This is a genomic window from Nonomuraea glycinis, assembly GCF_035920485.1.
In the GTDB taxonomy this organism is placed as follows: domain Bacteria; phylum Actinomycetota; class Actinomycetes; order Streptosporangiales; family Streptosporangiaceae; genus Nonomuraea; species Nonomuraea glycinis.
The window spans coordinates 6,753,292-6,775,623 of sequence record NZ_CP109166.1 but is presented as its reverse complement, the minus strand read 5'-3'; the positions used below and the strand labels follow the sequence as shown (position 1 = coordinate 6,775,623).

The following is a 22,332-nucleotide window of genomic DNA, read 5'->3' as shown; positions in this document are numbered from 1 at the left end:
AGCGGGGTCAGATCGTCGGTGCGTCCCAGGTCAGGCGCCAGGTGACCGGCCCTACGACGCCGTCGTCCTCGATGTCCTGCTGACGCTGGAAAGAGAGACAAACCTCACGCGAGGCGGGACCGTACGCGCCGTCGACATCGAGCTCGAAGCCGCGCTCGACCACCTTGGCCTGCCAGGTCCGCACGTCCTCGCCGCGCATGATCGGCGGGTACTTCAGCAGCCGGCCGGGAAACGGCGGGGCCGTCGTGGACGGGCCGCCGGGGACGGGGTCGGTGCCGGGGCGGGGCGCGCCGCGCTGGACCCAGGCGTACAGCGGACCGCCGGGGCAGTCGGTGGGGAATCCGTCCCGGTGTCCCTTGATCTCCTTGCCCGCCCGCCCCTGATCACGTACGTGGTCGACGGCGTCGAGGATGGCGTGCAGCAGGGCATCGGGCGGCTCCACCAGGCCGGAGTTTCCGACCAGGCCGAGCACGGCGTAATGGCCCGAGTTGAGCCCGGAGCCGTTGGCGGCCGGTAAGTGGTGCAGCCCCCGCCCCTCAAATACCTTTTTATGTGGACACGCGACAAATGAGTAGCCAATGTCGATCCACCCATTGCCATCCATATGGTGACTCTGAATGGACCGGACGAGCTTGACGCAACCGGCGTGGTCGCCGACGATTCCGGGATCGACCCGCCCACCGGTGTAGTGAACTTTCACCCCCTTGGTGGTACCAAGCTGTGTGTAGTCGCCGCGCGGCGACCGTGCGTCCCAGTCCTGTCGTCGCACAAGGTCAATGGCCATACGATGCTCCAGAAATCGGCATTGATAGCAACCGAGCGTAACGCGGAAGCATGAATAGGTCTCCGGATCGGCCTATTTCACTCAGGGCCGGATGACCCGCCTCTCCGTCACGATGGCTGTGATCAAGTCGTGTGGCGTCACGTCGAACGCCGGATTGGCCACCTGTGTGCCCTCAGGAGCCACTCTTACTCCCGCGAAGGTGACGACTTCGCCGGAGGCCCGGTCCTCGATCTCGATGTGCTCGCCGGACGGGGTCGCCGGGTCGATCGTGCTCTCCGGGGCGACGACGATGAAGGGCACCCCGGCCCGCCGGGCGCCGAGCGCGAGCGCGTACGAGCCGATCTTGTTGGCGGTGTCGCCGTTGACGGCGATCCGGTCCGCGCCGATGAGCACCGCGTCGACGCCTCCCCTGGACAGCAGGTACGGTCCCGCCGAGTCGGTGATCAGCCGGTGCGGCGCGCCCATCCTGGCGAGCTCCCAGGTGGTGAGCCGGGCGCCCTGCAGCAGCGGCCGGGTCTCCAGCGCCAGCACCTCGGCCAGCCGCCCGCGTTCGTGCAGCGTCTGCACGACGCCGAGCGCGGTGCCCCGCTCGACGGCGGCGAGCCCGCCGGTGTTGCACACGGTCATGATCCGCAGGCCGTCGCCCTCCAGCAGGTCCGCACCGCGCTCCCCCATGGCGAGGCACGCGGCGATGTCGTCGTCCCTGATCCGCAGCGCCGCCCGCAGCACGGCCTGCGGCCCCTCCCCCAGGTGCGCGGCGGCCTGGTCGACGCCCCAGGCCAGGTTGACGGCGGTCGGCCGGGCGGCGCGCAGCCTGGCGATGGCGTCGCGATCGTCTCCGGCGAGGACCACCCCCAGCGCCCCGGCCACCCCCAGCGCGGGCGCGCCCCGCACGGCCAGCCGCTGGATCGCCTCGACGAGTTCGTCCACGGTACGCAGGCGCAGCATCACGCACTCGCCGGGCAGCCGGGTCTGGTCGACGAGCTCGACGGCGCCGTCCACCCAGTCAATGGTTCTCACGTCTGCACGCTAACGCAGGCCGTACAAGTCATGACCTATTCCCAGAGGTAACGTAACGCCCGTGGCCGCCGAAGGTGGTCATAGGGGTTTCGACAGCGTTCGCCGGCGCCTGGTCGGGTGCGGCGGACGGCGAGACGGCGAGACGGCGGGCGAGCGGTTCGACAGGAGAGCCGACCAAGACAGGGTGATTTTCCGCAAACCCTTCGACATCAAGTCCTGCTAACTGTGATCATTGGAGTTATGTCTGTGATGAAGGAGGTGCCGTTCCCAGGTCAGGAGTCGGCCGAGCTGCCGATGAACATCTGGATAGACGACTCCGACTCGGCCATCGACGTCATCGACGCCCTGGCGCTGTCGCCGTTCGCCACCGGTGTCCAGCCCTGGTCGAGGCTCGCCAGCCTGGAACGGGTCCGCCCGGACGCCCCGCTGCGTCCCCCGCACGGCCGCGTCGTACGGACCGCGCAGATCGAGGACGGCTCGGAGTCGCGGCTGATCTGCGGCGACGGCTGGACCCTGCGGGTCATCCGGCACCGCAACCGCGCCGCGACGATCAGCGTCACCGCGATCAGCGAGGAGCTGGCCCGCTCGGTGCTCAAGGAGAGCCTGGAGGGGGCGGAGGAGCCGGAGCCGGAGACCGACCACGTCGACATGGGCTTCTGGTGGCGCGGCTCGCACGGGGGAACGCGCTCGGACAAGCCGATCACCGCCCAGCCCTGGCAGGACATCAGCGGCAACTACTCCGCGTCGGTACGCCGTTCGCTCGAGGACCTGATGGCCGTCACCCCGGCCGATGTGAACGGCCGTCTCATCCTCCTGCACGGCCCGCCCGGCACCGGCAAGACCACGCTGCTGCGCACGCTGGCCAAGCAGTGGCAGGACTGGTGCCAGGTCGACTGCGTGCTGGACCCGGAGCGGCTGTTCGACGAGCCCGGCTACCTGATGGAGGTGGCCGTCGGCTACGACAACGACGAGGACGAGAAGCAGCGCTGGCGGCTGCTCGTGCTGGAGGACTGCGACGAGCTGATCAGCGCGTCGGCGAAGACCCAGACGGGTCAGGGCCTGTCGCGCCTGCTCAACCTCACCGACGGCCTGCTCGGCCAGGGCCGGGACGTGCTCGTGGCGATCACCACCAACGAGGACCTGGCCCGCCTGCACCCGGCCGTGGTGCGCCCTGGCCGCTGCCTGGCCCAGCTTGAGGTCGGCCCGCTGACCAGGGACGAGGCGGTGTCCTGGCTCGGCCACGCCGACGGTGTCGGCCCTTCGGGCGCGACGCTGGCCGAGCTGTACGCCCTCCGCTCGGGCCGCGCGGTCACCCCGTCCACCTCCGCCGGCGAGAACACCGGCCTGTACTTGTAGGGGTCGGTCCCCGCCCGGGTGCGCCCCCGCGACTCTCCCGGGCGGGAAGCTCTCAGGTGAGGCTCGCGTGCAGGCGGCGGGCCTCACGGATCAGGCCGCTGTCGCCTGTACGTCCGGCGATCTCCGCCACGCACGGCAGCGCGCCCCTGGCCCCGGTGCGGTCGGCGATTCGGGCGGCGAGCGCGAGCGCCTGGGTGTGCGCGGCGTGCGCCCGCTCGCCGGGCCCCGGCAGATAGACGGGCAGCAGGCCGGTCATGACCTGCCACAGGTGGTGGCCGCCCCGGTCGGCCGCGAGCTCCATCGACTCGCGCAGCGACACCGGCTTCAGCCAGGTCCGCCGCAGCAGCAGCGCGAGCTGACGCCCGACCTCGGCGGCGGGCAGATCACCCCTGGCGGCCAGGTCGAGGAGCAGCGACACCCCGGAGGAGGCACGGTTCCACTTGCGGTTGAGCAGGAAATAAGCCACCAGGAGCGCGATGGCCTCCCCCGGCTGCCCGTCCGTGGCCGTCAGGGTCTGGACGTGCGCGAGCTCGAGGTGGGATCCGTGCTCCCGGCAGAGGAGGTGGGGAAGCAGGTGCGCCGCCATGGCCTCCCGGTCGTGAGGCATCATCGCGACCCAGCCGCCCGGATCGTCACCGTCGGCCTGCCACCGGGACGGCCGGGGATCGGACAGCAGGTGGTCGACGAGCTCCAGCCCGGTGGGCTCGGCCCGGATCCCGGGGACGAGGGAGGGGTCGTCCGTGGCGGCCGGTTCCCGGTCGTCGAGATAGCGGCCCGAGCCGTGCCGCCAGCCGATCCGGGTCCGCGGCAGGGGCCTGCGGGCCAGCCAGCCGGCCAGTGTGACGCCCGCCGCACCGGTCAGCCGGCTCGCGCGCGCCGCCACCTCGGACGGGGTGCGGTGCGGCAGCCGGAGCAGCGCCTGCTGCAGGTCGGCGGGCAGCGCCTCCACGCCCGCCCGCTCGTACCCCTCGATCCTGGCGACGAGCGCGGCCGGGGCGAGCCCGCCGGTGCCGGTGGTGGGGGTGGCCAGCAGGTAGGGCGGCGGTGTGCCGTCGCGCACGGCGGCGTGGAGCTCCGCCAGGCGGCGCAGGAGCAGCCAGTGCGGTGCGGAGACCCGTGAGAGGTCGGGGAGCCGGCCGCCGGGGTGAGGTCCGGGGGTGGCGATCACGTCGGCCAGCGCTTCCACCCAGTGCGCGGGATACTGCCATTCGCGCTTGTCGTACGGGGGTGGCCGCCGCTCCGCCAGCTCCTTCATCGCCGCCCTGAGCCCCTGGAGGTCCTCGGTGTGGAACCGGACGAACGCCGCCAGCCACCGCTCCAGGTCCTGCCAGGCCGTCCAGTAGACCGCGGACCCCAGCCCAGCGACCCGGCTGATCGGCGGCAGCGGCGGAGGGGCGGGGTCGGTCGTCTCTTCGAGTGCGCGCTCCAGCTCGGCCACCGTCGCCGCGTCGACGGTGTCGGGCGTCGGTGTCGTCTCTCTGCCGAGGCTCATGCGGGCATGTCCACGGTCAGGCGGGCGGCGATCCTGGCGGCGAGCACGTGTTTGCACGGGCCGCGTGAGCCGCGGTGGTCGAACCACCACTCGCAGGTGCAGGTCCCCTGCTCGATCGCCACCCGCCTGACGCCGCCGGAGGTGGTGACCTGGGCCTGGTCGCCGTCGAGCCGGACCGCGCCGGAGTCGGCCAGCGCGCGGGCGGCGGTGAGCCGGGGGTTGAGCTGAGCCACCTGGTCCCGTTCGTAGGGCAGCTCCCGGTGGAAGTGGGCGGCCTCGTGCAGGTCGTAGCCGACGCGGCCGGCGGTGCCGAGCTGGGTGAGCGCGGCGCGTACGCGCTCGACCGTCAGCCCCGAGCGGTCGGCGAGCAGGCCCATCTCCACGGTCGGCTCGAAGTTGAGCAGCATGCCGACCACGTCGGCGTCGCCGGCCGCCTCGTCGGTGGCCAGGTGCTCCAGGACGGCGCCCTCACCGGAGAACCCGCGCCACGGCTCGGGCGAGACGGCCAGGGTGTAGCGCATGCCGGGCAGCTCCAGCTCCCACGCGCAGGCTTGGTGGCCCGCACCGGCCGCCGGGCCGTACACGCGCAACGCCTTGGCGAACCTGAGCAGCGGCATCAGCGTGGCGACGCGGCCGACGCCGGCCAGGCTCACCGCGCCGCGGCCGGGGCCGGAGGCCAGGCGCAGGTCACGGCCGGACGGCGCGGCCCACACGGCGGTGGACGCCTTGCGCGGCAGCGACCGCAGGAAGCGCACCGCCTGCGGCCCCTGCAGCTCCGCCCGCAGGTCGAAGCCGGCCGCGATCACCTGCACCTCGGCGAAGCCGCGCAGCCAGCGGGTGGGCAGCGGCACCTTCTTCTCCACGACCGCGCCGTCCAGCGTGGTGACGGTCAGCTCGTCGGGGCCGACGCCGAGGTGCAGCGGGTCCTTGCCGCCGACCCTGGCCAGCGACTCGCGCAGCGGGCCGTTCACGTCGACGTTGGTGGTGCCGCGGTCGAGCACGTCCCCGTCGAGGCCGAGCACGTCGAGCCGGGCGTAGACGCCGCCGCAGGCGGAGAACGACTCGAACCTGAGCCGGTCGCCGTCGCACGTCACCACCGGGTCGCGGGTCCAGCCGGGGCGGGGCTGGTGATAGCGGGTGAGCGCCACGTCCGCCACGGCCAGCAGACCGGCGGCGGCCGGGGCGGCGTGGGTGAGCAGCCCGCTGAAGAACCGGGGGTGGGTCTGGGGGCCCGAGAGGGCCGTGCCGCCGGAGGTCGACAGTCCGAGACGGCCGTCGGCGAGCACGGAGGGCCCGGCGTAGGAGTACGCCTGCACCGCTTGAGTCATGATCGGGACGATAGTGATCACCACTGACACATTCGGAAGGCGTACGTAAAACCTCCGATGCGCGGGCGGTGCGGCCGGTCCACAATGGGCCTGGTGCTCACCGTCGACCTGGCCGAAGTCGCCTTCACCCGCTTCACCGTGCCCGCCGGGGACGGCGTGTGGACGAGCGACGAGCACCCGATCGGTTTCGCCGCGACGCAGCTCGTCGCCTCGTGGACGGCGCACACGCCTCCCGGCTCCTGGATCGAGGTGGAGCTGCGGGCCACGACCGGGTCGGGGCAGCGCACCAAGTGGTACGTGATGGGCCGGTGGTCCGCGCACGGCCGGCCGCGCACCTCCGTTCCCGGGCAGGGCGACCAGGACGGCGACGTGGCGGTGGACACGTTCGTGGCCCGGCGGCCGATGGCGGCCTTCCAGGTGCGGGTCACGGCGCACGGCGCGGGCGCGCGGGTGGACTGCCTGGGCGTGCTGGCCTCGGCCGTGCCGCCGCGGCCGGTGACGCCGAGCGCCTCCGCCTCGGCGGGACCGTTCCAGCTGGTGGTTCCCGCCTACTCCCAGCACGAGCACGCGGGGCATCATCCCGAGTACGACGGCGGCGGCGCGCACTGGTGCGGCCCCGCCGCGGTCGCCATGGTGCTCGCCTACTGGGAGCGCGGCCCCGGGCCGGACGAGCTCGGCTGGGTGGGCGAGGACGACCCGTGCCCGGCGGTCGACCACGCGGCGCGCGGCTGCTACGACACCAGCTACCAGGGCACCGGCAACTGGCCGTTCAACGTCGCCTACGCGGGGACGTACGGGCTGGCGGGGTTCGTGACGAGGCTGCGGTCGGCGGCGGAGCTGGAGCGGCTGGTCCGCGCCGGCATCCCGGTGATCACCTCGCTGTCGTTCAGGTCGCATGAGCTGCCGGGCTCCGGGTATTCCACCAGCGGGCACCTCATGGTCGTCACCGGCTTCACCGCCGGGGGCGACATCCTGGTCAACGATCCGGCCGCGCCGGGGGGCGGCGCGCGGGTGCGCAGGGTCTGCCCGCGGGCCGCGTTCGAGAACGTCTGGCTCAGGAGCGCCGGCAGCGCCGGTGGCAACGGCAGTGGCGGCATCGTGTGCGTCCTGCATCCTCCCGAACTGTCCCTGCCCCCATCCGATGGCAATTGGTGAAATATGAGTATTCGACCGATCGATGTGGCACGCACTGACGGCGGACCCCAGTGGGTGGAGGCCGTCGCCACGCCCGACGGCGTCGAGGTGTGGTGGGACGAGCCGCGCCCGCACGAGGGCGGCAGGCGGTGCGTGGTGCGCCGGCTGCCCGGCGGCGAGCGCGTCGACGCCCTGCCCACCGGCTGGAACGCGCGCAACCGGGTGATCGAGTACGGCGGCCGCTCCTGGCGTCCGCTGCCCGGCGGCGGCCTGGTCTTCACGAACTGGGCCGACCAGCGCGTCTACCGCCTCGACGGCGGCGACCCGGTGCCGCTCACGCCGGCGGGCCCCGCCCGCTACGCCGACCTCTACCTGCCGCCCGGCCGCGAGGAGGTGTGGGCGGTACGGGAGATCGAGGACGTGCGCGACCTGGTGGCGATCCCGCTCGGCGGCGGCGGCCCGGTCAGGCGGATCGTCCAGGCGCAGCACTTCGTGATGAACCCCCGCCTGTCCCCCGGCGGCGGCCACCTGTCCTGGATCGGCTGGAACCATCCGGCCATGCCGTGGGACGGCACCGAGCTGTGCGTCGCCCCGCTCGGCGCGGACGGGGCGGCGGGCCCGCACGAGGTGGTCGCGGGCGGGCCGCAGGAGTCGGTCGTGCAGGCCGAGTGGCGCGACGACGACAGCCTGTACGCGGTCACGGACCCGACCGGCTGGTGGAACGTGCACGTGATCGGCCGGGACGGCACCCGTGGCCGCAACCTGACGCCGATGGCGGCCGAGTTCGGCGCCGCGCCGTGGAAGCCCGGCCTGACCTGCCTGGCGGTGGCGGACGGGCGGCTGGTCGTGGTGTACGGCACGGCGGACCGCCGCCGCCTGGGCGTGCTGGATCCCGACGGCGGGGAGCTGCGGGAGATCGGCGGCGAAGAGGCGACCTACTGGGCCTCCACCGTGTCGGCGGCCGGGGGCAAGGTCGCGGCCGTGGCGGCCAGCCCGTACACGCCGCTGGAGGTGGTCCTGGTGGACCTGGACGGGGGCGGGCCCGAAGTGGTGTCGGCGCCCAAGCCGCTGCCCGACCGCGCCCTGCTGCCCGACCCGGAGCCGGTGACGATCGAGGGCGTGCACGCGCACCTGTATCCCCCGGCCGGGGTCCAGGGCCCCGCGCCGTACCTGATCTTCGCGCACGGCGGGCCCACCGGCAGCAGCCCGGTCATGCTCGACCTGGAGATCGCCTACTTCACCAGCCGGGGCCTCGGCGTGGCCGAGGTCAACTACGGCGGCTCCACCGGCTACGGCCGGGCCTACCGGGAGCGGCTGCGCCACCAGTGGGGCGTGGTGGACGTGCAGGACTGCGCCAAGGTGGCGCGCGGCCTGGTGGAGCTGGGCCTGGCCGACGCCGCCAACATCGCCATCCGGGGCGGCAGCGCCGGCGGCTGGACGACGGTGGCGGCGCTGGTGCACAGCGACGTGTTCGCGGGCGGCGTCGCCCACTACGCGATCACCGACCCGGAGAGCTGGGCGGCCGAGACGCACGACTTCGAGTCCCGCTACCTCGACGGCCTGATCGGCCCGCTGCCGCAGACCCGGCAGCGCTACACCGACCGCTCGCCGCTGCTGCACGCCGACCAGGCGTCCGGGCCGTGCCTCATGCTGCACGGGCTGGAGGACGCGATCGTGGACGTCGGCCAGGCCCGGCGGTTCGTCGCCGAGCTGGACAGGCACGGCAAGCGGTGGGCCCTGCTCACCTATCCGGGCGAGCAGCACGGCTGGCGCAGAGAAGAGACCATCGTGGCGGTGCTGGAGGCCGAGCTGGCCTTCTACGGCATCCTCTTCGGGTTCGACACCCCCGAGGTGGCGCCGCTCAAGCTGGAAGGACACGCGTGAAGAGCGTCGCCGAGATCTGCTCGGACCTGATCAGGTTCGACACCACCAACCCGGGCTCGGGCGAGCGCCCGGCCGCCGAGTACGTGGCCACGCTGCTATCCGAGGCGGGACTGGAGCCGGAGGTGTTCGAGCCGGCGCCACGCCGTACCACCGTGGTGGCCAGGCTGGAGGGCGACTCCCCCGACGCGCTGCTCATCCACGGGCACCTGGACGTGGTGCCCGCCGAGCCCGCCGAGTGGCGGACGCACCCGTTCTCCGGCGAGATCGACGACGGCTGCGTCCATGGCCGGGGCGCGGTGGACATGAAGGGCTCGTGCGCGATGACGCTGGCGACCGTGCTCGGCCTGCGGGCGCGCGGCGTACGGCCGAAGCGGGACGTCGTGCTGGCGTTCCTGGCCGATGAGGAGGCGACCGGCGACTACGGCTCGCGGCACGCGGTGACCGAGCACCGGGAGCTGTTCGACGGCGTGACGCAGGCCATCAGCGAGTCCGGCGGCTTCAGCGTCGCCTCCGGCGAGCACCGGGTCTACCCGGTGGCCGTGGGCGAGCGGGGCACGGCCTGGATGAAGCTGACCGCGCACGGCGTGGCCGGGCACGGTTCCAGGCCCGCGGTGGACAATCCGGTCGCCACGCTGGCGCACGCCCTGTCGCGGGTGGCCGCCCACTCGTGGCCGGTACGGCTGACGCCGTCCGTGGTCGCTCTGCTCCGGAGCCTGTCGGAGATCACCGGCACGCCGATCGACCTGGACCGCCTGGACGAGGAGGCGCGCCGGCTCGGCGCGCTGGGCCACCTGTTCCAGAGCCAGATCCGCAACTCCGCCAACCCGACCATGCTGCGGGCCGGTTACAAGGTGAACGTGGTGCCCTCGACGGCCGAGGCGCACGTGGACGGGCGTTACCTGCCGGGCCTGCGGGAGGAGTTCCTGGAGACGATCGACGAGCTGCTCGGCCCGAAGATCGTCCGCGAGTTCGTGAACCTGGAGGACGCCCCGGCCGCGCCGTACCCCTCGGCGTTCTTCGACGAGCTGGCCGGCTCGCTGGTGGCCGAGGATCCGCTGGCCAGGCCGGTGCCGTACGTGATGAGCGGGGGCACGGACGCCAAGTCGTTCGCCGGGATCGGCATCGAGGGGTACGGGTTCGCGCCGCTCATGCTCCGGCCCGATCTGGACTACTTCGGCATGTTCCACGGCAAGGATGAGCGGGTGCCGGTGGAGGGACTGGAGTTCGGCACGAGGGTGCTCACCCGGCTCCTCACTTGAGTGGAACAAACCGTTCCGTTCTGCTATAGTGGTGACAACGGGAAACGCCGAAAGGGGCACCAGTCATGACCTCCGGTTGGACACTGCTCGACAACGCACACGAGGCTCTTCGCACCGTCGTGGGCCACGTGCCCGCTGACGCCTGGGAGCTCCCCACCCCCTGCGCCGACTGGAACGTCACCCAGGTGCTCCAGCACGCCGCGGGCGACCAGATCGGCTACGCCGCCTTCCTGACCGGCGAGCCCGGCCCGGACGAGAACCCGTTCGCGCCCTCCGGCACCCTGCCCGCCGACCCGGTGGCGTACGCGGAGGACGCCATGGGCCGCGCGGCCAGGGCGTGGGCGGGTGTCGACAGGGCCGCGGGCGAGGTGCCGGTGCCGATGCCGCCGAACAAGATGACGCCCGAGCTCGGCGCGGGCGCCTGTGCCATGGACGCGGCGGTGCACGCGTGGGACATCGCGGTGGCCACCGGCCTGCCGTCGCCGCTGACGCCCGAGCTGGCCGCCGGGCTGCTGCCGGTGGCGCGGCAGACCGCCGAGGCGGTGCGCGGTTTCGCCTTCGGGCCGGCGCTGGCGCCCGAGGCCGCGGACGACGACATCGCGACCCTCCTGCGCTACCTGGGCCGCGACCCGCACTGGAGCCGTCCCTGACCTTCACGGCCTGACGCTCACCACGAACGGGCCGCACGGCTTCAGCGGCTCGCTCAGGTGTCAGCGGCTCGCTCGAGTACGGGTCGCTCGAGTACGGGTCGCTAGGCCGTGCGGCGGAGGGTGCGCCGCACGGCCAGGCCGCCCATCACGCCGGAGGCGAGCAGCAGGATGCCCGCCTCCGTCCACTGGAAGCGCCAGAACATCGTGGGCGGATGGTAGGAGACGGCATAGCCGTACCCCTTGCCGAACAGGCACTTCTCCCACGCCTCGGTGTTCCGGTTGCTCCGCCCGGCGTCCACCCGGCGCGGGCAGACCTCCGCGCCGGGGCTGTCGATCTCCCGGCCCGACGGGTCCACCCAGGTCGCGCCGACCAGCCGCGCGTCCGGATCGGCGAGCACGGTGGTGTCCGAGAGCACCACCCGCTCAGGGGTCGCGTAGTGCTCGCTCAGCGCGAACAGCGTGAACATGGTCACCGCCACCCCCGCGACGACCAGCGCCATCGCGGGCATGGTGCGCCGCAGCACGGTCCCGGCGAGCGTGCCGAGGGCGAACGCGTACAGCCACCACGCGGCCGGCGCCACCCCGACCATGTTGAACACGCCGACGTTGCCGAACGACGACTCGATCCCGGCCCGGAACACCGGCCGCCACAGGCTGACCATGAGCGACAGCAGCAGCCCGCCGGCCACCACGGCCCCGCCGAGCACGGCCAGCTTGACCGCCAGCCAGCGCCACACCGGCACCGCCTGGGTCCAGGCCAGCCGGTGGGTGCCGCGCTCGTACTCCCTGCCGAGCAGCGGCGCCCCCCAGAACGCGCCGATCAGCGCGGGCAGCACCAGCGGCATCCAGCCGAAGATCGAGTAGATCGCGTCGTACCGCTCCCCCAGCGCCACCTCCAGCGGGGCGCACGCGGGCGCGCTCCCCGGGCAGCCGGGCGCGGCGTGCCCGGAGACGTACAGCGTGGCCTCGATCGCCGACCCGAGCAGCAGCAGCCCGAGCGCGGCCAGGAAGGCGGCGGTGAGCAGGATCTGCGCCCGGTGCTGACGCCAGGTGACCCAGATCATCGGCCCACCTGCGCGAGTCCCGGCAGCGCGGCCGACTCGGGGCTGCGCAGATAGCCCATGACCAGCTCGTCGAGCCCCGGCTGCCGCGCCTGCCAGCGCGGGTCCAGCGGTGGCTCACCCCTGACGAGCATCCTGACCTGCCGCGCGGTACGACTCACCGCCACCACCTGGACCCTGCCCATCGAGCCCCCGGCGCCCGTCAGCGTCTCGGCGAGCTCCGCCGGGCCCGTCAGCACGAGATGTCCGGCCAGCAGGTCCTCGATGTCGCCGCTCACCTGCAACCGTCCGCCGTTCAGCACGACCAGCCAGTCGCAGGTCTCCTCCAGATCGGAGACCACGTGGGAGGACAGCAGCACGCTCAGCCCGTGCTCGGCCACCTCCGCCATGATCGCCCGCATCACGTCGTGCCTGGCGACGGGGTCGAGGTTGGCGAGCGGCTCGTCCAGCACGAGCAGGTCGGGGGTCCGGGCCAGCGCGATCGTCAGCGCCACCTGCGCCTGCTGCCCGCCGGACAGCCGGCCCACCTTGCGGTCCAGCGGAATGTCCAGCCCGGCCAGCCGCTGCAGCGCCGCCCGCTGGTCCCACTGGAGGTTCGTCCGGCGGCCGAAGGTGAGCATGTCGGCGACGGTGAACGTCTCGTACAGCGGCTTGTCCTGGGCCACGAAGGCGGCCTGTCCCCGTACGACGACACTGCCCCGGGCGGGGGCGAGCAGCCCGACGGCGGCGTGCATGAGCGTGGTCTTGCCCGCTCCGTTCGGCCCGACCAGCGCGGCGACCCGCCCGGCCGGGAGGGCGAGCGAGCAGTCGCGCAGCGCCCAGCCACGTCGATAGCGCACGCCCAGCCCGGTCGCCTCCAGCACGGGCGGCCTCACGCGACCCCCTCCCGCGCCGCGTCGGCCAGCACCGCGCCGAACAGCGTCCGCAGATCCTCCTCGTCCAGCCCAGCCTCCCGGGCCTGCCGCACCCACGTCTCAAGCCCGCGCCGCAGACGCGTGTGGTCGGCCAGCGTCCCCCCGGGAAGACCGCGCTCCACGAACGTGCCGAGCCCCGGCTTACCCGCCACCAGCCCCTCGCGCTCCAGCTCGCGGTAGGCCTTCAGCACGGTGTTGGGGTTGATCGCCAGGCTCTCGACGACCTCCCTCGCGGTCGGCAGCTTGTCACCCGGCCGCAACGTGCCCAGCCGCAACGCCTGCCTGACCTGGTGGACGAGCTGGAGGTACGTGGACACCCCCGAACCCCTGTCCAACTGGAACTCGATCACCAAAACACCCTTTCACTATTCGATTAGTGAAAGGGTGTTGGATCCGGGCCGGATCTGTCAACCGAACTTCGTCTTCGGCCGCTCCTCCAGCTCACCGTCGAGGTAGATGTCGAGCTTCTCGTTGTAGAAGGCGACCAGGCCGGCGACGCGCTCGCTCTCGGGCAGCGGCGTGCGATAGGACCACGCCAGATCCTCGTGCCCGTTGACCGACCAGTATTCCGCGCTCCCCTTGTAGGGGCAGTGGGTGACGGTGTCGGTGTGCTCCAGCAGGTCCAGCCGTACGTCCGTCTTCGGCAGGTAGTAGCGGGCCGGCAGGCCGGTCTCGAAGAGGATCCTGGCGTGGCGGGAATCCGCCACCGTCACCCCGTCCACCTCCACCCGCACATGACGCGAGCTCGGCAGAATGTCCACGCGCGTGTACGGGTCCCGCGGGTGGAAGTAGACCTGCTCGTCCTCCTCGAACCAGGCGTCCATCGCCGCCCACTCGAAGCGCACATGCCCCCGGATGACCTCCAGCGGCGACTCCGGGTAGGCCAGCGCCGCCTCCGGCGCCTCCACGACCCCGGACGTCACCGTGTAGACGACGCCGTCGCCCCTGCTCGGCGAGTGCTTGGTCGTGTCCGTCCGCTTGAGCGCCGATTCCTCGACGTCCTCCAGCGGGAAGTAGTAGGTGGGATAGTAGGGGACCTCCCAGACCAGCAGTGCCCGGGTGGTGTCGGCCACCACCCGGCCGCCGAGGTAGGTCCTGACACGCTTGGCCGAGCGCTCGACACGCACCCGGCCGCGGTTCGTGGCATCCATGCTCGCGAAAACCCCCGTCCACACCCCACTATTCCGTACCCACGCCCCCTACCCGCAAGGCGCTCTCAAACGCCGGCCCACCCCCTCAGCCCTCGCGGGCCGGTGCGCCGCTTGATCACCCCGCTGTCACAGGCCGAACGCCGCCAGCGTCACCCACGTCACCAAGGCCCCCACCAAGGCCCCCGCGCCCACCTGGGCCGAGGTGTGGTGGGCCAGCCGTACCCGCGCCCAGCACACCAGCGCCACCACGGCCGCTCCGGCGGCCAAGGTAGGCAGAGCGGGCAGCACCTGCGCCAGCACCACGACCGTGCCCGCGGAGACGGCGGCATGGAAGGAGATCTTCCAGCGCAGCGTGACCGGGATGGTCACGGCCAGGGCGGCGAGCATCGCGGTCACGGTGGCCACCAGCAGCCTCGGCGCACCCAGCGTGGCCAGCACCAGCAACGCGAGCAGCACAGCGGCGACGGCGGCGAGCAACGGACCGGTCCGACGGGCCCGGTCGACGATGTGATGGGAGTCCAGCCGCCCCGAGCGCACCCCCACGGCGATCACCGTGGCGGGCACACCACCGCAGAGAGCGGAGGCCAGCAGCCCCCACGCGGCTCCAGGCCACCCCTGGGCGATCAGACCGACGGCAGGCGGCATCGCGATCACGAGCACCTGCGGAGCCAGCAGATCCGTGACCCTCCGCGCCAACGAGTCGGCCATCATGACAGAAGAGATTACGCGATCATGCCCATGGTGGGCCGCCTTCTAGGCAGGAGCCAAAGACGGAGAGCGACCCGGCCTAACCTCTCAAATTCTCTGCCACCTCATCGGCGACTCCTCCTATGATCACGTTCGCGTAGAGGCGAACCCAGCCGTCTGCCGAGCGCTGCTTCCCCGCTGACGCACAGATGCCGAAGTCATCTCACCCGGCACTGACAGGAACGCCGCAGACGACCGCAACCCCGCCGAGCCAATTCGACGACTACTCCGTGGAGACCGGGCAAGGTTCCAACCTCCGTCTCCGACTACCTATCCCAGAAGCCTCAACCAACCCGACCAGCCGGGCTTCCGCGATATCGTGCCCACACCACTGCGTCAGCGGACAAACAGTCCGAACAGATAGCGGCAGCGAACATGAAGCACTGCATCGCTCAGCAACTAAAGGAAATCAGCACATCCCGCCGGTAAAACCGCAGGTGAACAAGTGTCGGCCCCGCGCACGCGGGGATGCTCCGGAATCGTGGCCGAGCCGCCACTAGCCCCGCCCGTCGGCCCCGCGCACGCGGGGATGCTCCGTTCCCGTTGCGCAGGTCAGCGCCGGTCGGCTCGTCGGCCCCGCGCACGCGGGGATGCTCCCAGGTGCCCGTACTCCGCCGATGGCCTGCCGTCGTCGGCCCCGCGCACGCGGGGATGCTCCGTAACCAGCCCAACCTAGGAGACGTAGAAATGGGTCGGCCCCGCGCACGCGGGGATGCTCCGGTTTCTTTCTCGCGCTGCAGGGGTTCGGCGGCGTCGGCCCCGCGCACGCGGGGATGCTCCGCAGGTGCGGGACGTCGGCCTGGTGCCGGCCACGTCGGCCCCGCGCACGCGGGGATGCTCCGCCGTCCAGGCCGCGCGCATCGCCCGGCGCTGGGTCGGCCCCGCGCACGCGGGGATGCTCCGAGATCGATCACCGTTCCACCACGGCGGCTCATGTCGGCCCCGCGCACGCGGGGATGCTCCCCTTCGCCCGCCAGCCGCCGACCCAGAATCTTGGTCGGCCCCGCGCACGCGGGGATGCTCCCATGGGGCCGGTCGCGGTGGTCCGGGACGGCGCGTCGGCCCCGCGCACGCGGGGACGCTCCGACATCCAGCCCGTCAGGGCCAGGCCCGCGCGGGTCGGCCCCGCGCACGCGGGGATGCTCCCAGCCTGGCCATGTCCGTGTAGGAGTCATCGCCGTCGGCCCCGCGCACGCGGGGATGCTCCTGTTCTGGTTGTCGCCACCACGGGACACGCACCGTCGGCCCCGCGCACGCGGGGATGGTTCTCCCCAAGCGCGTCAAGTATCGGGAGTTCCAAGGTCAGCGGCTGGCGGCCACCTGCTCCAGCCAGCGGCGGGTCCTGGCGCGGCTGGTCAGGAGCACCACCTGCTTGCCCGCGGCGAACTCGTCGACCTTCGCCAGCACTTTGGGGCGCATGCGTCGCCGGTAGGTGGCGACGTACTTGATCACACCCCAATGAATGCGGTTGTAGACACCGGAGGTGTGCTGGCCGGCGCCATACCGGAGCTGACGGGAGACGATCCCCCACAGGGCAGCCCAGGTGAGTACGTCCATCATCACAACGGTGTCGCACGCCTCCAACCGGACGTGCAAGGAGGCGTTGTAGTTGCCGTCGATCACCCAGCGCGGCTCCGCGACCAGTTCCCGCTGGGCCGCCTCGAACTTCTCCGGAGACAGCGGGTTCCACCCGTCGTCGTAGTAGACCGCGTCGAGATGGGTGACCGGGGCGTCCAGCAGGCGACCGAGTTCGCAGGCCACGTGGGACTTGCCGCTCCCACCGGACCCGACGACAGCGACCCGCTTCATCCGCACGATGCTTCACGATAGACGGAACGGTGATGGTCAGATGGGCTGCGACGGTCGCGTTCATCGGCCCCTCCGGAGGGCATCGAACTCGCCCAGGATGGTCTCCAGCGTCCACAACTGGCGACTGATCTGCGGGAAGCAACTCCCAATAGCCACGGGCCAGGCATACTCCGCTTTCCGAGCAACCCCCCTCAAGCTCGAACACCACGGACTGCTCGCGACGCTGTACTCGGGCGGAGTTCGCCGACTCTTGCTCGACGGCGACCCAGACCTCACCGAACCCTCCCTCGCCGACGATCTCGTGGACCACATGGTCGCTTACCTAGCGGATTCGGGCCTGTCCTCTCATCTCCTACCCACCGGCCAGGACCCATGGCCCCGAACGGCTTCCACCTCACCGGCGTCACCCGCTTTCCATGCCATGTGCAGATCAACGCGACCAGGCCGTTTCGCTGACCACGCTCGCCTCTACGCCGAGCGGACAAGCACCAAATCGAAGCTCCGTGCGGAACCCATGCTCATTGCGACGGCTCCTCGACATACGACGACATGTCCAGCAGTCCGATCAGGGCGTCCTCCGTCGTAGGCACGTCGGCCCACACGCTCTTCCATCCGCGGGTGTCCAGACGTACGCCCCATTGCTGTGACATCCGTTCGACGAGGCGCAGCCCTCTCCCATGGCAATCGCCGTCGTCAGCGTCACGAGGCCGTGGAAGGGTTGTTCCCCCTTCGTCGGTCACCTCGATACGGGCCAGGCCGTCGCCGATCGCGATCAGGTCGACGGCGACCAGCCCGCCCGGCCAACTCGATCTACTGTGCAGGACAGCGTTCGTGGCCAGCTCGCTGACCACAAGTTGGGCGCCCTCCACACTCTGATGCCCTGAAGCTGTGAGCGCGTCTCCCACGAAGTGCCGGAACAGCGGCACCAAGCGGGCAATCCCTGGCATTACCATTTCGCCGAGAAATACGCTTTTCACCACGGAAACGGCCATCCACTTTGGCGTTCCGGTCGGATGGAAACAGTCCTAGATAGAATGCACTGGTGTGCAAAGAACGCACGAGATGTCCGCTTCGACTTCATGATCGAACCTTCCCATCAAGGGGATATCCGGCACACGGCGACCTTGTTCCCTACTAAGCGGTGCACCGAATAGACGCTCTGACCACCGGATGATTACTTAAAGTCATGATGCGACTACACAGTTCAGGATGTCAATGCACAGTGCATATCTAGAGTGAATAGAGCAATGGGATAGTGAGGCCGATCGACGATCTGACACACTGGCCCCTATGCCACCGGCCCACAGCCCCACGGTGAGACTCCGGCGTCTCGCGCGCGAACTGCGCAAGATGCGCGAGGAAAGAAGCCTGATGCCCGAGGCCGCCGCTGCCCAGCTCGGATGGAGCCGAAGCAAGGTCAGTCGCATCGAAACCGGGCGAACGATGGCGAGCCCCAAAGACGTCGCCGCGGTCTGCGATCTCTACGGCGTAGGGTTCGATGTCCGCGCCGGACTGATCCAGCTCGCGAAGGATGTCCGGCAACGCGGCTGGTGGACTGCGTATGCCGACATCTTCACCGGCTCCTACATAGGCCTCGAAGACGAGGCTTCCTTGATCCGCCAGTGGGAGGGACAACTCGTTCCCGGGCTTCTCCAAACGGAGGACTACGCCCGAACTGTGATCACTACGCTCCGCCCCGGCGATGATGTCCAACGCCGGGTCATGGCACGTATGGCGCGCCGTACGCTGCTCAGCAGGCCCAACGCTCCGGAGCTCTGCGCGATCCTCGACGAGGCTGTCCTGCGCCGTCCGATCGGTGGCCCGCAAGTGATGTACGCGCAGCTCGAAGCGCTCCTGATCGCAAGCCGGCGACCAAACGTCTCGGTCCACGTCCTTCCATACGAGGCAGGGGCTCATGCCGGGCTGGAAGGAGCCTTCACACTCCTCAGCTTCGCCGAGGAGATCGATCCTGATGTGGCGTACGTGGAGGGCACGGCAGGCGACATTTACGTCGAAAGCACAGAGCAGGTCGAGCGCTGTAAGCTCGTGTTCGAGCGCATCCAAAAGGCCGCATTGCCCTCAGACGACTCCCTCCAGATGATCAGCGAAACCAAGGAAGCCCTCTATCATGGTTGATCTTTCGAAGGCTATCTGGGTCAAAAGCAGCCGTAGTGGCGGCGGCAACAACTGCGTCGAAGTCGCACGCAACCTGCCCGATGTAGTTGCCGTCCGAGACAGCAAGAACCCCTACGGCCCAGCCCTGGTCTTCACGCACTCTGAATGGGCCGCCTTCCTGGCGGGAGCCAAAGCCGGAGAGTTCGACCCGGCCTAACACCTCGCGCAGGCTCGTCGGCCACCTCATCGACCGCACCCTCCAAAGGCGTCGCGCATGCCTTAGCGCGCCCACCGCAGGCACCGATCCGTAATGCCGACCACCAGAGGCCACAACCAACCCCAGCCCCACCTCCGCGGTATCGTGCTCCACACCTCTGCGTTAGTGGAACGAACCGTCCGAATAGATAACGGCACCGAGCATGCAGCACGGCACAGCTCAGCAACTAAAGGAAAACAGCACATCTCGCCGGTAAAGCCGCAGGTGAACAAGTGTCGGCCCCGCGCGTGCGGGGATGGTCCCCGGGGTCGTCCGAGACTGCCGGTCTCCCTACGGTCGGCCCCGCGCGTGCGGGGATGGTCCGGGGAGAAAGGTTCGACCGTTTGGGGTGATGATGTCGGCCCCGCGCGTGCGGGGATGGTCCGGCGAGCGCCCGGACGGTGTTCACCACTCCGAGGTCGGCCCCGCGCGTGCGGGGATGGTCCGGGTGACGGCGGCAGGGGAGACGAGCCATGCGGGTCGGCCCCGCGCGTGCGGGGATGGTCCGTTCGACGTTCGGCACGCTTACTGTTGGAACATGTCGGCCCCGCGCGTGCGGGGATGGTCCTGCAAGCATCTTGTCCCCCCGGTGTGTTTGCCCGTCGGCCCCGCGCGTGCGGGGATGGTCCGACGTGGCGGGACGTCGACGTGCGGCTGATGCTGTCGGCCCCGCGCGTGCGGGGATGGTCCGTACGCCCGATGGGGTCTGTCGCCGGCTGATGTGTCGGCCCCGCGCGTGCGGGGATGGTCCTCAGCGCCGGGTAGGAGTCGAGCACGATGCAGTGTCGGCCCCGCGCGTGCGGGGATGGTCCCCCGATCGCGCTGGCCCGCTGGCGCCTGCACAAGTCGGCCCCGCGCGTGCGGGGATGGTCCGGAGCGGCTACCCCGGTCGGTGATCTCCACCTCGTCGGCCCCGCGCGTGCGGGGATGGTCCTCGGGACGATTCGGCGGCGGATGACGATGCTGAGTCGGCCCCGCGCGTGCGGGGATGGTCCCCGGCACGCGATCCTGCTGGACAGCCGGTCCAAGTCGGCCCCGCGCGTGCGGGGATGGTCCGTAGAGCCGGCCGTCGACGCCCAGGCCGAGCATGTCGGCCCCGCGCGTGCGGGGATGGTCCCACCGGTTTCGCGGACGGCTCGTGGTCGGTGCTGTCGGCCCCGCGCGTGCGGGGCCGACGCGGACGCGCTGCTCACCATCGACCGCGACGTCAGGCCATCCCTGCGCGTGCGAGGCCGACACTTGTTGAGCTGAGGGTTTATCGGCGGTTGCGGGCCGAGAGGATCAGGCCGTCGAAGTCGATGGGGTACCAGCGGTCCTTACCTGCGGTGCGGGTGGCCCAGCCCTGTTCGTTGCTTGCTGGTTCGACCAGGATGGCTTGGCCGTCGCCGATTCGGGCGGCGAGGAGTTGCCAGATGCGGTCGCGGATGCGTTTGCTGGGGTTGCCGACGAAGATGCCGGCGTTGACTTCGACCATCCATCGGGTGAGGTGGCCACGGAGTCCTTCGGGGGCTGCGATGAGGACGATAACAGTCATGTGTCGTTCGCTTCGTCGCTGTCGGCTGACCGTTCCTGGTCGAATTCGGGGCCTATGACGGCGATATGTTCTTCGCCCATGGCAGCCTGGGCAAATTCGACGTAGAGGGGGTCGTCGGGGAATTCTTCTGTTCCGGCCCAGTTGACGCCTCCGGTGACGGCGCCGACCTTTTCGTCCCAGAGTTGGTTGACGTCGATTTCCGGGATGTCGGTTCCGTCGGGTGAGAGCAGGGTTTTGATGTCGCGGACGATGCGGCCGAGGAGTTTGTCTTCGGCGATTCGGTCGCGGAGGCCGAGGCGGGCGTCGCGTTCTTCGGTCAGGCCTTTGGCAGCGAGGTCGAAGGCGAGAGGGATGGTGTATTCGGCCTTGTAGAGGTCGGCGATGTCCATGACGAAGGAGGTGGCGGCGCCGGTGTGGACGAAGCCGAGGCCGGGGCTGGCGCCGAGGCCGACGATGACGGCGTGGCTGATGCCGTACAGAGCGGTGTTCGCGGCCGACAGCAGTCGGTTGAGATCGTCGCCGGCGGCGAAGGCGTCGCCGGGGCGGTAGTCGCGTCCGGTCCAGGCCACGCCGGTGCGGCGGGCGTGGTGTTGGTACTGCTTGCGGACCCGGGCGCCTTCTCGGCCGCGCAGCTGCTGCATGGTCATCTCGGACACGTCTTCACCAGGGAAGCGCATGCCGTACATGGCGCGGGCGACGGCGAGGCGTTCTTTCGGGCGAGTGACGAGCCAAGCCTGGCGGTAGAGCAGGCCAGAGCCGCGGCTGGGCCCAAGGCCGGAGGCGTACAGGCGGACGCCTTGTTCCCCTACCCAGCACACGGCAGTACCGGAGTCGCCGAGGAGTTGGACGGCACCGTGAGTGATGCGCGTGCCGGGGCCGATCAGCATGACGGCGACCATCGCGGCGGGGATGCGGACGGTGTCGCGTTTGTTGATGACGACCACGGCGTTCTCATCGCGGTCGATGTGGCTGCGTTCGACGTAGACGCTGGAGACGCGGTCGGCGATGCGGTGCAGGTCGTGGGGGTGTGCCTTCCACCAGATGTCGGCCATCACCGATCCTGATGTGGAGGCGAGCCGGGCAGGGGGGCGAGGGTGAGTAGGCCGCAGCCGTAGGACTTGGCCGGGCCGATGCCGCCCAGCAACCGCTCGGTGAAGGCGGCGGTGTCGGTGATGCGGAGCCGGCCTTGGAAGGTGGCGGTGTGCAGGACGACCGGGTGGGAACCGGCGTTCTTCTTGCGGAAGGAGCGTCGTTCGCGGGCGGTGATGCGGACTTCGCGCGGCGGTGGCGGCTGTTCGTCGCTGGAGGGCTGCAGTCCGGGTGCGGGCGGGTCGGTGCGGGCGGGCGGGACGTCGAATCCCCAGCGTTCGGTGCGGGACAGGAACCAGGTGAGTTGCTGGTCGGCTGTCCGGTGGCCGATGCGGAAGGACCGTCGTTTGGCCTCTGCGGCGCGTTCGATCTGGGTGGGGCTGGGTTTGAGGGGGTTGGACGTGTTCTGGACGGGGTTGGCGGTGAGCCGGAAGGCGAACTCGCGGCCGACGGCGATCTGGGCCAGCAGCGGCGCGTAGTCGCGGATGGCGGCGTGCTCGCCGTCGGCACCGGGCCAGCCGGCCTGTTCGACGAGGTGGCTCCAGTCCGGGCGGGTGGTGGTCAGGACGAAGAGCATGGGCCGATGGGGGTCGTCGGCGTCCAGGCGCCACAGGATGCGCTGGTCGTTGGGCGCATCGGGGATGCCGTACATGACGGCGCCGTGCATGGCGTGCGGGCTGGCCAGGAACAGTCGGCTCTTCTCGCGCAGCGGATTGATTCTGATGCGGGACAGGTAGGTCATGTCGGGG

At 70.8% G+C, this 22,332-nt stretch carries 21 protein-coding genes and 2 CRISPR repeat arrays; of the genes, 7 read left to right on the top strand and 14 right to left on the bottom strand.

What is annotated here, in order from left to right; genetic code table 11:
- Positions 1 to 7: 7 nt before the first annotated feature.
- Entirely contained in the window at positions 8 to 604 is a 597-nt protein-coding gene (locus OHA68_RS31830) for a peptidoglycan recognition protein family protein (protein ID WP_327103528.1), read from the bottom strand.
- A 261-nt stretch (positions 605 to 865) separates the two neighbouring features.
- Positions 866 to 1,804: an S-methyl-5-thioribose-1-phosphate isomerase gene (gene mtnA, locus OHA68_RS31825; RefSeq protein WP_327103527.1), complete on the bottom strand. Its 939-nt coding sequence runs from the start codon at positions 1,802 to 1,804 to the stop codon at positions 866 to 868.
- A 240-nt stretch (positions 1,805 to 2,044) separates the two neighbouring features.
- Here mtnA and OHA68_RS31820 point away from each other — a divergent pair, with 240 nt between their 5' ends.
- Complete coding sequence (locus tag OHA68_RS31820; protein ID WP_189140186.1) at positions 2,045 to 3,160, top strand: DUF5925 domain-containing protein; 1,116 nt, start codon at positions 2,045 to 2,047, stop codon at positions 3,158 to 3,160.
- A gap of 52 nt (positions 3,161 to 3,212) precedes the next feature.
- Here the strand turns inward: OHA68_RS31820 and OHA68_RS31815 are convergent, their stop codons facing one another.
- Entirely contained in the window at positions 3,213 to 4,652 is a 1,440-nt protein-coding gene (locus tag OHA68_RS31815) for a hypothetical protein (RefSeq protein ID WP_327103526.1), read from the bottom strand.
- Positions 4,649 to 5,980 (bottom strand): SWIM zinc finger family protein, encoded by a 1,332-nt coding sequence (locus OHA68_RS31810; protein ID WP_327103525.1) that lies wholly within the window; start codon positions 5,978 to 5,980, stop codon positions 4,649 to 4,651. The genes OHA68_RS31815 and OHA68_RS31810 overlap by 4 nt, the downstream gene beginning before the upstream one ends.
- 84 nt (positions 5,981 to 6,064) lie before the next feature.
- Between OHA68_RS31810 and OHA68_RS31805 the strand changes: the two genes are divergently transcribed.
- From OHA68_RS31805 to OHA68_RS31790, 4 genes are all read left to right on the top strand, one after another.
- Positions 6,065 to 7,135 (top strand): C39 family peptidase, encoded by a 1,071-nt coding sequence (locus tag OHA68_RS31805; RefSeq protein WP_327103524.1) that lies wholly within the window; start codon positions 6,065 to 6,067, stop codon positions 7,133 to 7,135.
- Between the two features lie 24 nt (positions 7,136 to 7,159).
- A complete protein-coding gene (locus OHA68_RS31800; RefSeq protein ID WP_327103522.1) occupies positions 7,160 to 8,998 on the top strand; it encodes a S9 family peptidase in 1,839 nt (612 codons plus the stop codon).
- Positions 8,995 to 10,257, top strand: a complete 1,263-nt coding sequence (locus OHA68_RS31795) for a M20/M25/M40 family metallo-hydrolase (protein WP_327103521.1) — start codon at positions 8,995 to 8,997, stop codon at positions 10,255 to 10,257. Before OHA68_RS31800 ends, OHA68_RS31795 begins: the two co-directional genes overlap by 4 nt.
- Positions 10,258 to 10,322: 65 nt before the next feature.
- Positions 10,323 to 10,907, top strand: a complete 585-nt coding sequence (locus tag OHA68_RS31790; RefSeq protein WP_327103520.1) for a TIGR03086 family metal-binding protein — start codon at positions 10,323 to 10,325, stop codon at positions 10,905 to 10,907.
- Positions 10,908 to 11,008: 101 nt separating this feature from the next.
- On the opposite strand, the gene OHA68_RS31785 is transcribed toward OHA68_RS31790, so the two are convergent.
- From OHA68_RS31785 to OHA68_RS31755, 7 genes are all read right to left on the bottom strand, one after another.
- Positions 11,009 to 11,971, bottom strand: a complete 963-nt coding sequence (locus OHA68_RS31785; RefSeq protein ID WP_327103519.1) for an ABC transporter permease — start codon at positions 11,969 to 11,971, stop codon at positions 11,009 to 11,011.
- On the bottom strand, positions 11,968 to 12,843 hold the full coding sequence (locus tag OHA68_RS31780) for an ABC transporter ATP-binding protein (protein ID WP_327103518.1): 876 nt from the start codon (positions 12,841 to 12,843) through the stop codon (positions 11,968 to 11,970). The genes OHA68_RS31785 and OHA68_RS31780 overlap by 4 nt, the downstream gene beginning before the upstream one ends.
- Complete coding sequence (locus OHA68_RS31775) at positions 12,840 to 13,232, bottom strand: GntR family transcriptional regulator (RefSeq protein WP_327103517.1); 393 nt, start codon at positions 13,230 to 13,232, stop codon at positions 12,840 to 12,842. The genes OHA68_RS31780 and OHA68_RS31775 overlap by 4 nt, the downstream gene beginning before the upstream one ends.
- 57 nt (positions 13,233 to 13,289) lie before the next feature.
- Positions 13,290 to 14,033, bottom strand: coding sequence for a DUF427 domain-containing protein (locus OHA68_RS31770; RefSeq protein WP_189140176.1), 744 nt, complete (start codon positions 14,031 to 14,033; stop codon positions 13,290 to 13,292).
- 126 nt (positions 14,034 to 14,159) lie between these two features.
- Complete coding sequence (locus tag OHA68_RS31765; protein ID WP_327103516.1) at positions 14,160 to 14,744, bottom strand: hypothetical protein; 585 nt, start codon at positions 14,742 to 14,744, stop codon at positions 14,160 to 14,162.
- A gap of 483 nt (positions 14,745 to 15,227) precedes the next feature.
- Positions 15,228 to 16,049: direct repeats of the CRISPR family, unit length 29 nt; unit sequence GTCGGCCCCGCGCACGCGGGGATGCTCCG.
- A 33-nt stretch (positions 16,050 to 16,082) separates the two neighbouring features.
- Positions 16,083 to 16,589 (bottom strand): P-loop NTPase family protein, encoded by a 507-nt coding sequence (locus OHA68_RS31760; RefSeq protein ID WP_327103515.1) that lies wholly within the window; start codon positions 16,587 to 16,589, stop codon positions 16,083 to 16,085.
- A gap of 518 nt (positions 16,590 to 17,107) precedes the next feature.
- The gene (locus tag OHA68_RS31755) at positions 17,108 to 17,581 is read right to left on the bottom strand and encodes an ATP-binding protein (protein ID WP_327103514.1); all 474 of its coding nucleotides are present in this window, start codon (positions 17,579 to 17,581) and stop codon (positions 17,108 to 17,110) included.
- 322 nt (positions 17,582 to 17,903) lie between these two features.
- Here OHA68_RS31755 and OHA68_RS31750 point away from each other — a divergent pair, with 322 nt between their 5' ends.
- On the top strand, positions 17,904 to 18,725 hold the full coding sequence (locus OHA68_RS31750; protein ID WP_327103513.1) for a helix-turn-helix domain-containing protein: 822 nt from the start codon (positions 17,904 to 17,906) through the stop codon (positions 18,723 to 18,725).
- The gene (locus OHA68_RS31745) at positions 18,718 to 18,921 is read left to right on the top strand and encodes a DUF397 domain-containing protein (RefSeq protein ID WP_327103512.1); all 204 of its coding nucleotides are present in this window, start codon (positions 18,718 to 18,720) and stop codon (positions 18,919 to 18,921) included. Before OHA68_RS31750 ends, OHA68_RS31745 begins: the two co-directional genes overlap by 8 nt.
- A gap of 274 nt (positions 18,922 to 19,195) precedes the next feature.
- Positions 19,196 to 20,138: a CRISPR direct-repeat array (repeat unit 28 nt; unit sequence GTCGGCCCCGCGCGTGCGGGGATGGTCC).
- A gap of 77 nt (positions 20,139 to 20,215) precedes the next feature.
- Here OHA68_RS31745 and cas2e read toward each other — a convergent pair.
- The 3 genes from cas2e to cas6e are packed head-to-tail and all read right to left on the bottom strand — an operon-like array spanning position 20,216 to position 22,325.
- Complete coding sequence (gene cas2e, locus OHA68_RS31740) at positions 20,216 to 20,434, bottom strand: type I-E CRISPR-associated endoribonuclease Cas2e (protein WP_327103511.1); 219 nt, start codon at positions 20,432 to 20,434, stop codon at positions 20,216 to 20,218.
- Between the two features lie 56 nt (positions 20,435 to 20,490).
- Entirely contained in the window at positions 20,491 to 21,546 is a 1,056-nt protein-coding gene (gene cas1e, locus OHA68_RS31735) for a type I-E CRISPR-associated endonuclease Cas1e (RefSeq protein WP_327103510.1), read from the bottom strand.
- Positions 21,546 to 22,325, bottom strand: coding sequence for a type I-E CRISPR-associated protein Cas6/Cse3/CasE (gene cas6e, locus OHA68_RS31730; RefSeq protein WP_327103509.1), 780 nt, complete (start codon positions 22,323 to 22,325; stop codon positions 21,546 to 21,548). The genes cas1e and cas6e overlap by 1 nt, the downstream gene beginning before the upstream one ends.
- Positions 22,326 to 22,332 lie beyond the last annotated feature (7 nt).